Annotated in this window: 10 protein-coding genes; 7 read left to right on the forward strand and 3 right to left on the reverse strand. The window is 31.7% G+C overall.

What is annotated here, in order from left to right:
* Positions 1-74: 74 nt before the first annotated feature.
* Entirely contained in the window at positions 75-1127 is a 1053-nt protein-coding gene (locus HMPREF2647_RS07025) for a zinc-dependent alcohol dehydrogenase family protein (RefSeq protein ID WP_048762247.1), read from the reverse strand.
* A gap of 206 nt (positions 1128-1333) precedes the next feature.
* Here HMPREF2647_RS07025 and HMPREF2647_RS07030 point away from each other — a divergent pair, with 206 nt between their 5' ends.
* Positions 1334-1660: a thioredoxin family protein gene (locus HMPREF2647_RS07030; protein WP_017175066.1), complete on the forward strand. Its 327-nt coding sequence runs from the start codon at positions 1334-1336 to the stop codon at positions 1658-1660.
* A 54-nt stretch (positions 1661-1714) separates the two neighbouring features.
* Here HMPREF2647_RS07030 and HMPREF2647_RS07035 read toward each other — a convergent pair whose 3' ends face one another.
* On the reverse strand, positions 1715-2677 hold the full coding sequence (locus HMPREF2647_RS07035) for an L-lactate dehydrogenase (protein WP_017175065.1): 963 nt from the start codon (positions 2675-2677) through the stop codon (positions 1715-1717).
* A gap of 161 nt (positions 2678-2838) precedes the next feature.
* Between HMPREF2647_RS07035 and HMPREF2647_RS07040 the strand changes: the two genes are divergently transcribed.
* The gene (locus tag HMPREF2647_RS07040; protein WP_048762244.1) at positions 2839-3816 is read left to right on the forward strand and encodes an alpha/beta hydrolase fold domain-containing protein; all 978 of its coding nucleotides are present in this window, start codon (positions 2839-2841) and stop codon (positions 3814-3816) included.
* Between the two features lie 281 nt (positions 3817-4097).
* Here the strand turns inward: HMPREF2647_RS07040 and HMPREF2647_RS07045 are convergent, their stop codons facing one another.
* Entirely contained in the window at positions 4098-4403 is a 306-nt protein-coding gene (locus tag HMPREF2647_RS07045) for a hypothetical protein (RefSeq protein ID WP_256326482.1), read from the reverse strand.
* A gap of 350 nt (positions 4404-4753) precedes the next feature.
* On the opposite strand from HMPREF2647_RS07045, the gene pgsB reads away from it, so the two are divergent.
* Genes pgsB through HMPREF2647_RS07065 form a run of 5 tightly spaced genes read left to right on the forward strand, consistent with a single transcriptional unit; the run spans position 4754 to position 9210 of the window.
* Positions 4754-5911: a poly-gamma-glutamate synthase PgsB gene (pgsB, locus tag HMPREF2647_RS07050; RefSeq protein ID WP_070859786.1), complete on the forward strand. Its 1158-nt coding sequence runs from the start codon at positions 4754-4756 to the stop codon at positions 5909-5911.
* A gap of 1 nt (position 5912) precedes the next feature.
* Positions 5913-6365 (forward strand): poly-gamma-glutamate biosynthesis protein PgsC, encoded by a 453-nt coding sequence (pgsC, locus tag HMPREF2647_RS07055; RefSeq protein WP_017175061.1) that lies wholly within the window; start codon positions 5913-5915, stop codon positions 6363-6365.
* A gap of 23 nt (positions 6366-6388) precedes the next feature.
* Positions 6389-7459, forward strand: a complete 1071-nt coding sequence (locus HMPREF2647_RS07060; protein ID WP_017175060.1) for a CapA family protein — start codon at positions 6389-6391, stop codon at positions 7457-7459.
* Positions 7449-7610 (forward strand): hypothetical protein, encoded by a 162-nt coding sequence (locus tag HMPREF2647_RS11310; protein WP_002488200.1) that lies wholly within the window; start codon positions 7449-7451, stop codon positions 7608-7610. Before HMPREF2647_RS07060 ends, HMPREF2647_RS11310 begins: the two co-directional genes overlap by 11 nt.
* 1 nt (position 7611) lies before the next feature.
* Positions 7612-9210, forward strand: a complete 1599-nt coding sequence (locus tag HMPREF2647_RS07065) for a gamma-glutamyltransferase (RefSeq protein WP_017175059.1) — start codon at positions 7612-7614, stop codon at positions 9208-9210.
* Positions 9211-9249 lie beyond the last annotated feature (39 nt).

The following is a 9249-nucleotide window of genomic DNA, read 5'->3' on the forward strand; positions in this document are numbered from 1 at the left end:
GTTCTCTTTGCTATAGTAGGGCGACGAATTCAAAAAGAAATCTTTCTCTTTTATTTTTTATTTAATACACAACATTATTTAGTTATATCATTCTCAATTAATAATTTGATTGCTTTATGATCTGTAGCATTTCTAAATAAGTCATAAGCATTTTCAATTTCGCTTAATTTACTATAATGTGTCACGAGTTGTTCAGGTTGAATGATTTTAGATTTGAGTGCTTCCAACAATTCTTCAGTGGTATTAGCAGAAACTAAACCAGTTGTAACGTTGATATTTTTAATCCATAATTTTTCGATATCAAATTGAACGGGTAAGCCGTGAACACCAACATTAGCAATTGTTCCATCGACGCCAATCAACTTTTGACATAAATCAAATGTTGCTGGAATACCAACTGCTTCAATAGCAACATCGACGCCACGATGATTGATATCTTTGATTTGTTTAATTGCTTCATTCACATGACTAGAATTAATTGTATGAGTCGCTCCAAATTTTTTGGCTGTAGCTAAACGATGATCATCTAAATCAATCATAATTATTTTTGAAGGTGAGTAGAATTGAGCAGTTAATAAAGAAGCTAATCCAACTGGTCCAGCACCTACAATAGCAACAGTGCTACCAGGTTTTACTTTTCCTTTTAATACACCAATTTCATAACCAGTCGGTAAAATATCTGAAAGCATCACGAGTGCTTCATCAGGTAAAGAAGTAGGAGCATGATATAAAGAATTATCTGCAAAAGGGACTTTCACATATTCTGCTTGCGTACCATCAACAAGATGACCTAATATCCATCCACCTCCATTTTCACAATGAGCATAGATACCTTTTTTACAGTAATAACATTTGCCACAAGATGAGATACAAGACACAATGACTTTATCGCCGACTTTGAAGTTATTGACATTCGAACCAACAGATTCAACAATACCAATACCTTCGTGACCTAATGTAGTATATTGAGGAACTTCAGGTGTGTCTCCTTTAATAATATGTAAGTCAGTACCACAAATTGTTGTTTTGACCATTCTAATAATAGCGTCAGTACTTTCCGTAACAACTGGTTTTTCTTTATCGACGAGCTTAGCTACGCCAGGTTTTTCATAGATGTAAGCTTTCATGTTGATTCCTCCAATATAAAATGTGAATTATTTCACAAACATTATAACATTAATTTAATAAGATGTATTCTATTTTGAAGAGAAAATCATTGAACTATTGTTGAACGTATTTAACAAGAGGATTTAGATGAAAAAATAAGTGTAACATCGTAAAATAAGTATGTATAAGAGAACGAGACCGTTAAATTAAATAAGTAGGTGAAAATATGACTAAAAATATTGAAAGTATAGAACAATTTCATCAATTTATTCAAACGCATCGATTAGTAGTGATTCATGTTATGCGGAATCATTGTTCAGTATGTCATGCGGTATTGCCACAAATTGAAGATATCGTCAATGATTATTCTAAAGTCCATTTTGCTGTTATCAATCAATCTAATGTAGAAGCTATTGCGGGAGAACTATCTATATTTACTGTTCCAGTGGATTTAATATTTTTGGACGGAAAAGAAATGCATCGACAAGCGCGTTTTATTGATATGCAAGATTTTGAGCACCAATTAAGTTTAATGCATGAGAGTTTAAAATAAGTTAAGAAAGCCTAAACACGATAAATGAATTGTTGTGTTTAGGCTCTTTTATTACTATTTATTTAAAATTGATTCAATGAGAGCATCAGCACGTTGTTGATGCTCTAAAATAATATGACTTGATTGTTTGAAACGAGTAAGTTCATCTTCTTCCAATTTCAGTTCAATGACACGATCAGCACCATTACCGTTAATCACTGTTGGCGTTCCAATATAAAGGTCATTTAGTCCATATTCACCTTCAAGATAACTTGAAACATTCATAATCACATTTTTATTAAATAAAATAGCTTCTACAATACGTACTAAACTTAATGATATACCAAAGTTTGTAGTACCTTTTCGAACGTAAATATCATATCCCACTTGAGTGGTTTGCGAAGCGATAGATTGTTTGAACGTGGTTTGGTCTACTCCTTTATTCAGTAAATCAAGGACAGGTTCACCGGCAATTTGAGCATGAGACCAAACAGCTACTTGAGAATCGCCGTGTTCGCCAATAACAGGCGCATAGACATTTTGTGGTGCCACATCAAACGTGCGACTTAAGAAAAATTCGAAGCGAGCTGTATCTAATGAAGTTCCTGATCCAATAATTTTATTCTTAGGAAATTGAGACACACGTTTTATAACATAACTCATAATATCGACTGGATTAGATGGAAGTACAAAATAACCATCGAAACCATGAGCAATGACTTTTTGAATCATAGGCACAAAGATATTCACATTATCTTCTAATAATTTTAAACGTGTGTCACCTTTATCTAATTTTGCACTTGCACAGATCACGACGATATCAGCATCACTACAATCACTATACGAACCAAGATGTACATCTACAAACTTATCACCAAAAGGTGTAGCATGATTTAAATCCCATACATCTGCTTTTGCTTTATCTTCATCAATATCAATAATAGCTAGTTCATCGACTAGTCCTTTAGCTACAACTGCATGTGCAAACGCAGAACCTACGAATCCACTACCAATCAGCACAATTTTATTTCTTTTCATTCAGCATAACCTACTTTCTAAAATAGAATAAAAATTCTGATAATTATATTTAGAATAGCACTTATCACTACTTTTTTAAATATTTAAAAGTTGAATAAGCGATTTACTAAAATATAACGACTCTGAGGTATATAATAATATAGAGTATAGGAGGTCAAAAGATGAAAAAACGATTATTAACCGTAGCGACATCTGCAATTCTTGGAACTTTAGCTTACATTAAAGTAAAAGAAAAACGCAGTTATCAAAGCTTTATTACTGAAAAATATATTCGTATGTCTGGAATGAAAAAAACATTTGAAAATACGAATGATGCTAAAAAAGCATTAGAGGAAGTTAAACCTTTAACAGCTGGTAAATATGATGGGACGGATTATGAATTTAAACATCGTGCGCATACTAGAAGTATTAATGGATCTGTCACATATATTGTTAATGATAAAAGAGAACCTCATCAAGATGTTGTGCTTTACATTCATGGTGGTGCTTGGTTCCAAGATCCATTAGATAATCATTTTGATTTTATTGATCAACTTGCAGGAGAATTGGATGCACGAGTGATTATGCCTGTTTATCCTAAAGTACCTCACAGAGACTATCGAACAACATTTGAATTACTAAAAAATATTTATCAAAAAGAAATATTGGAAGTTGAAAATCCGCAACATATGACGATAATGGGAGATTCAGCAGGCGGTCAAATCGCTTTATCATTTGCACAATATCTTAAAAAAGAAACACAATTACCACAACCAGGACATATTGTGATGCTGTCTCCAGTTCTTGATGCAACATTTAATAATCCTGAAGCTAAAAAATATGAAAAAGTAGATCCTATGCTAGGAATTGAAGGAAGTAAATATTTCATTCAATTATGGTCTGGTGATACGCCAATAGAAGACTATAAAATATCGCCAATTAACGGAGATTTAGAGGGTCTTGGTCGTATATCTATTTTTATAGGCACAAAAGAAACGTTATATCCAGATGCATTAAAGCTCTCTAAAATGTTAAATGATAAAGGAATTGAACATGATTTTACACCTGGTTATAACTTATTCCATATTTATCCTATTTTCCCATTACCAGAACGTCAAAAGTTCTTTACACAACTGAAAAATATAATGGGAAAAGATTAAATACTAGTTTGAACATTGGTGTTATTTTTAAAAGCACTCGAATAAAGAATAAAACATCTATGATAGCACATATGACTAGGCTGTTTTTTTAAAAAGATAATAATAAAATAATGAGTAAAATGAATATCATTCTAAGAATTTGAAATGCATTGAAAATCGAATGTTTAGGTTGTAAAATTTCAGCAAAATTCAATAAAAACATGTCACTTATTAATAGTCTAGCAGTAAGTAACATATTAATTCGCATTTTATATAAACATAAAAACAGATACTAACTTGTATTATTCTCTAGAGTTAGTATCTGTTTCTTTATATTCAGTATTAATAGTATCGTTATGTGAAGATAGGGCATCTTCTTTTTCTATTTCAGTAAAATTTGAAGTCGAATGTGGTGATTTGTTTTTATTGATTGTCTCGTGAGAAGATTGAGAACTGTTGTTGATATAACAATGATCAGTATCTAATACAGAATTACTCATGTCATTTCCTTGTAGACTGCCAATCAAAATAAAGATGAGATAACTAGAACAAGCCAGTAAAACTAAAGAAAGATAAATGCCAACTGCAATTTTAACAGGTTTAGCCATAGATTTATCCATTTATGTCCTCCTAGAGTCATAGCAATGTTTACTTATAAACTAACATGAGAGTTTTAAGTAAATGTAAATAAGAAGTAAATATTTATCGATTTACTATTAATAAATGTAAGGTAATTAAATTTGTCGATATTAATTTGAAATAATCAATAATTTATTCGAGAAAATATTGATATTCTATTAACTTTTTTATAATTTTATACTATTTTTAACTGAATATTTACATTTTTAAAACTGACTAAATATTAAGATGATAGCATACCCTTATTAAAGTGTTTAACGCATTCATTAAGATAATATTAAATGAAAGAAAAAATATGTTTAAAGAGAGGGACTTCAGTTTGATTCTCATTATCATTTGTATCGCTTTGATATTATTTCTAGGAATTAGAGAGAAAAAGCGACATACACACCGTTTAAATAAGATTCCTCTACGAATAAATATTAATGGTATTCGTGGTAAATCAACTATTACAAGAATGATTTATAGTATTTTGCGAGAAGATCAATATCATGTCATTGGTAAAACAACAGGCACTGATGCCAGAATGTTGTATTGGTTTACAGAGAAAGAATATCCTGTCCTTAGAAAACCGCAAGGCGCCAACATAGGAGAACAAAGAGACATTGTGCAAAAAGTAGTTAAGCAAAAAGGCAATGCGCTTGTTAATGAATGTATGGCAGTGAATCCAGATTATCAAATTGTCTTTCAAGAAGATTTAGTAAAAGCGAATATTGGTGTCATTGTCAATGTTATGGAAGACCATATGGACGTATTAGGGCCGACACTTCAAGATATTGCTCAAGCATTTACTGCAACGATTCCCCGAAATGGAAAATTAGTAGTCATGAAGGATGAGTTTACAGACTTTTTTGCTAAGGAAGCTAAAAAACGTAAAACTGAACTTATTGTTGTAGATAAAAATGATATACCTGAATCATACTTAAGGAAATTTAATTATTTAGTATTTCCTGATAATGTCGCTATCGCTTTAGGTGTAGCGCAAGCTGTAGGGGTTGAAAAAGACGTTGCACTGCGCGGCATGTTAAATGCACCTCCTGATCCAGGAGCGGTTGAAATTAAATATTTTAATGCAAATAACACAAAAAATGTATTTGTTAATGCGTTTGCTGCTAATGAGCCTCAGTCTACGAAAGCGATATTAAATAAAGTAGAATCATACGATTATCCTTATACAAAAAAAGAAGTGATTCTTAACTGTCGTTCTGACAGGGTGGATCGAACGCGACAGTTCGTTGAGAATTTTATTGAGGACGTCGAATTCGATACCTTAATTTGTACAGGAAAAAGCACGCAAATGGTTACAGATTTAATGCAACATCTACCTGAAAAAACATACATAAACCTTGAAAATCATGATTTTTCAGATATAGAAAAAGCGATTCTTAGTGAATCACATCAGGCACTCATATTTTGTGTTGGAAATATTCATGGTCCAGGTGGAAAAATAGCAGAATTTATAGAAGGGATAGAATAAAATGATAGGTTCGGAATTATACTTTTCCCTATTTGTTGGTATTGTATTAAGTTTAATTTTTGCAGAAAAATTTGGGATTAATCCCGCAGGTCTTGTTGTACCTGGTTATTTAGCACTTATTTTTGATCAACCCATTATGTTACTATCTGTGTTGGTCATTAGTTGTCTCACTTATTTTATTGTTACGTTTGGTATTAGTAGATGGGTCATTCTTTATGGTAGACGTAAATTTGCAGCGATGATTTTAACTGGTATGGTTCTAAAATTTGTTTTTGATTTAATTTATCCACTCACTCCATTTGAAGTTGTAGAGGTTTCAGGTATCGGAGTTGTTATTCCTGGTATTATTGCCAATACCATTCAAAAACAAGGTGTTGTAATTACATTAGCTACGACAATGTTATTAACATGTATTACTTATGTCATCTTGTTCTTATATAGCTTTATTAATTAATCGCGAGCGAGGAGCGCATAATAATGAAAAAGAAAAAACGATTATCAGCGAGCGAATGGTTACTTAAGCAATCGAAACGACATAAACGAAGAAACTTTTTGTATACGTTTATTGTCTTAGTTATCACAGTAGTACTTCTAATTTTTGCTATTCGAGCTGTTAAAGTTGAACCTGTAGAGGCGATGCCACATTCGGGTAATAGTATTAGAAATACATATTTAGGAAATATCACTTTGAATAATGACATCAGAAAAGTCAATTTAAATGATGTTTTTAAAAGTTTAAGACAGCCATTACAACAAAGTGATTTTTCCACAGCTTCTTTATATGTGAACCAATTTTCTAAAAATCCTAAAGAAAATATAAACAAAAACATAGAAAACATTATGTTTTTAAAAAAACAAAATATTAAAAGTATCAATTTAATTAATAGCACTATAGATAATGTACAAGCGCAAGATTTATCCAAAAAAGTTGAAGCACAAACAGATTATAATTTTTTAACTGGAAATGGTTCGAATCCAATTAATAGTAAAACAGTGCAACAAAAAGTTAAAAATAAAAAAGTCGCTAATGTTTCGTTCACAGATATTGAATCGTATTATGAAGATCCTTTAAAAAATACGACATCTATTAGCTTAGATCCCAAAATTTTTGTACCATTAATTAAAAACTTAAAGGAAAACAATGATCTTGTAGTTGTGAACGTAGATTGGGGGATTCCTAACGAACGTAATGTAACAGATCGCCAAAAAGCTTATGCCCATGCATTAGTTGATGCAGGTGCAGATGTAATCATTGGCCATAATACAGTTATACAAAGTATTGAGAAATATAAACATGCTAGTATTTTTTATAGTTTAGGAAATTTAACCTCTGCTGATTTTCTATCAAAAAATCAAAAAAGTATAGTTGTTCAACATGATTGGGATGGTCAGCATCATCAATTTCAAATTACACCTGTTCGCTCTGCAGATGGAAAATTAACAAAAGATCATATGAATAGTATGGAGTCACAACGTTATTACAATAATATTAAAGATAAAACAATTCATCTGAAAGAAAAGAATGGGGGGTATTCTTTTGAATATTAAACAACATTGGTTACCTATTGTTACAACACTCATTATTATTGCTATTTTATTAATGGTTACATTTGCTAGAGCAAATGAAGGTCTCGATAATTACGAAAAAAATGAATTAAATAAAGCCACGGAGCAATATTTATCTAAAGGGGCCAAGTAGTATGAATATCTATAATAAAGTGACACTATCAGTCATTTTAGTGATTACAATTTTAATCTCATTTATATTTTATTTTTTTAATAAAGAAGATAAACTTGATAAAGATGATCTATATGAAAACAAGATTGCTAACCGTAAATCAGCAACCTCTGATGAGCAAAAAACGTATGGTGTTGCTTCAAACAATGCTATCGCAACACGTGTAGGTAATAAAATTATTGAAGATGGTGGTAATGCAGTTGACGCAGCGGAAGGTGTCGCCTACGCGCTTGCAGTAACAGAACCTCATTCATCCGGATTAGGTGGTGGCGGCGCTACACTTACATACGATGGTAAAAATGGTGAAGAACCTCGCATGTATGAATATAAAACAACATCTTCATTTAATTACAAAAAGGGAGATAAAATAGGGACACCCGGTTTTGTACGCGGTTTACATGATATGCATGAAAAAGAAGGTAAAATGGATGAGAAAAAAATCTTAAACTATGTCATTCCATTAGCTGAAGATGGCTTTGAAGTAGATTCAGAGTTAGAACGTAGCTTGAAATTATTTGGTTCTGACATTGATCGAAACTCTCCCTTCTTTAAAGGCAAGCGTACAGTTCGTGAAGGTGCAATTGTAAAACAACCTGCTTTAGCAAATACTTTAAAGAAAATTCGAGATAAAGGACCGGATTATTTTTATAATCATATTGGAAAAAGTTTATCTAAACAATTAAAAAATCAACTCACTGAAGAGGATTTTAAACAAGTAAAGACAGAAGAAAAGAAACCTATTAGTACAAAATATTTAAACAATACTGTTTATGCTGCATCTAACCCATTAGGTGGAATCTTAATGGAACAAGGTTTGAAGATTGATGAAAGCGTAAATTCTGCAAATGATCGTACAGATTATATTACAGGGATTGTCAAATCTCGTGATATTATGTATCGAAATAGAGATATTGTTAATGGCAAAGAATCTAGTAGCAATACCTACTTGTCTCAAGATTATTTATTAGATAAGATTAACGGTATCAATTTTGACGAACAAGGTAGTGACTTCAATACACAACGTATTGATAACACAAGTACAACACACTTTGTAGTGATTGATAAGAACGGTAAGTTAGCAAGTACTACAAATACATTATCAAGCTTCTTTGGAACAGGTAAATATGTTAAAGAAGGTTTTTACATGAACAACTCGCTAACAAACTTTTCAACAGATCCAAACAGTCCAAACTATGGTGAGAAACATAAAGCACCACGTTCTTATACGTCACCTACTATTATTGTTGGACCCGACTTCTATATGGGTATTGGTTCGCCAGGAGGAAATAAAATTCCAACGATTCTTAACGAAGTCATTGTAGATTATTTAAGAGGAAATGGGACGTTACAAGAATCTATTAATAAGCCACGTTTTTATAATGATGGTGGAACAATCTTCTATGAAAATGCTATGGATGATAATGATGTTAATATTTTCAAAAGTCTAGGTTTCGGTGTAGAAGAAAAACGTAACGATCCTAACTTTGGTAGTGTTCAAGGTGCGGTTTATAACAAGCAAGATAGAACAGTGGAAGTTGGACAAGATGTAGGAAATAGATAATAAAAAGGAGGCTGGGACATAAAGTATCTGGATAAGTGA

Origin of the sequence: Staphylococcus sp. HMSC035D11, from assembly GCF_001836075.1 — a bacterium.
Lineage (GTDB): Bacteria > Bacillota > Bacilli > Staphylococcales > Staphylococcaceae > Staphylococcus > Staphylococcus hominis.

Coding starts and splice junctions, on each gene's coding strand:
- HMPREF2647_RS07025 (WP_048762247.1), bottom strand. CDS start 1,127: ATGAAAGCTTACATCTATGAAAAACCTGGCGTAGCTAAGCTCGTCGAT.
- HMPREF2647_RS07030 (WP_017175066.1), top strand. CDS start 1,334: ATGACTAAAAATATTGAAAGTATAGAACAATTTCATCAATTTATTCAA.
- HMPREF2647_RS07035 (WP_017175065.1), bottom strand. CDS start 2,677: ATGAAAAGAAATAAAATTGTGCTGATTGGTAGTGGATTCGTAGGTTCT.
- HMPREF2647_RS07040 (WP_048762244.1), top strand. CDS start 2,839: ATGAAAAAACGATTATTAACCGTAGCGACATCTGCAATTCTTGGAACT.
- HMPREF2647_RS07045 (WP_256326482.1), bottom strand. CDS start 4,403: ATGGCTAAACCTGTTAAAATTGCAGTTGGCATTTATCTTTCTTTAGTT.
- pgsC (WP_017175061.1), top strand. CDS start 5,913: ATGATAGGTTCGGAATTATACTTTTCCCTATTTGTTGGTATTGTATTA.
- HMPREF2647_RS07060 (WP_017175060.1), top strand. CDS start 6,389: ATGAAAAAGAAAAAACGATTATCAGCGAGCGAATGGTTACTTAAGCAA.
- HMPREF2647_RS07065 (WP_017175059.1), top strand. CDS start 7,612: ATGAATATCTATAATAAAGTGACACTATCAGTCATTTTAGTGATTACA.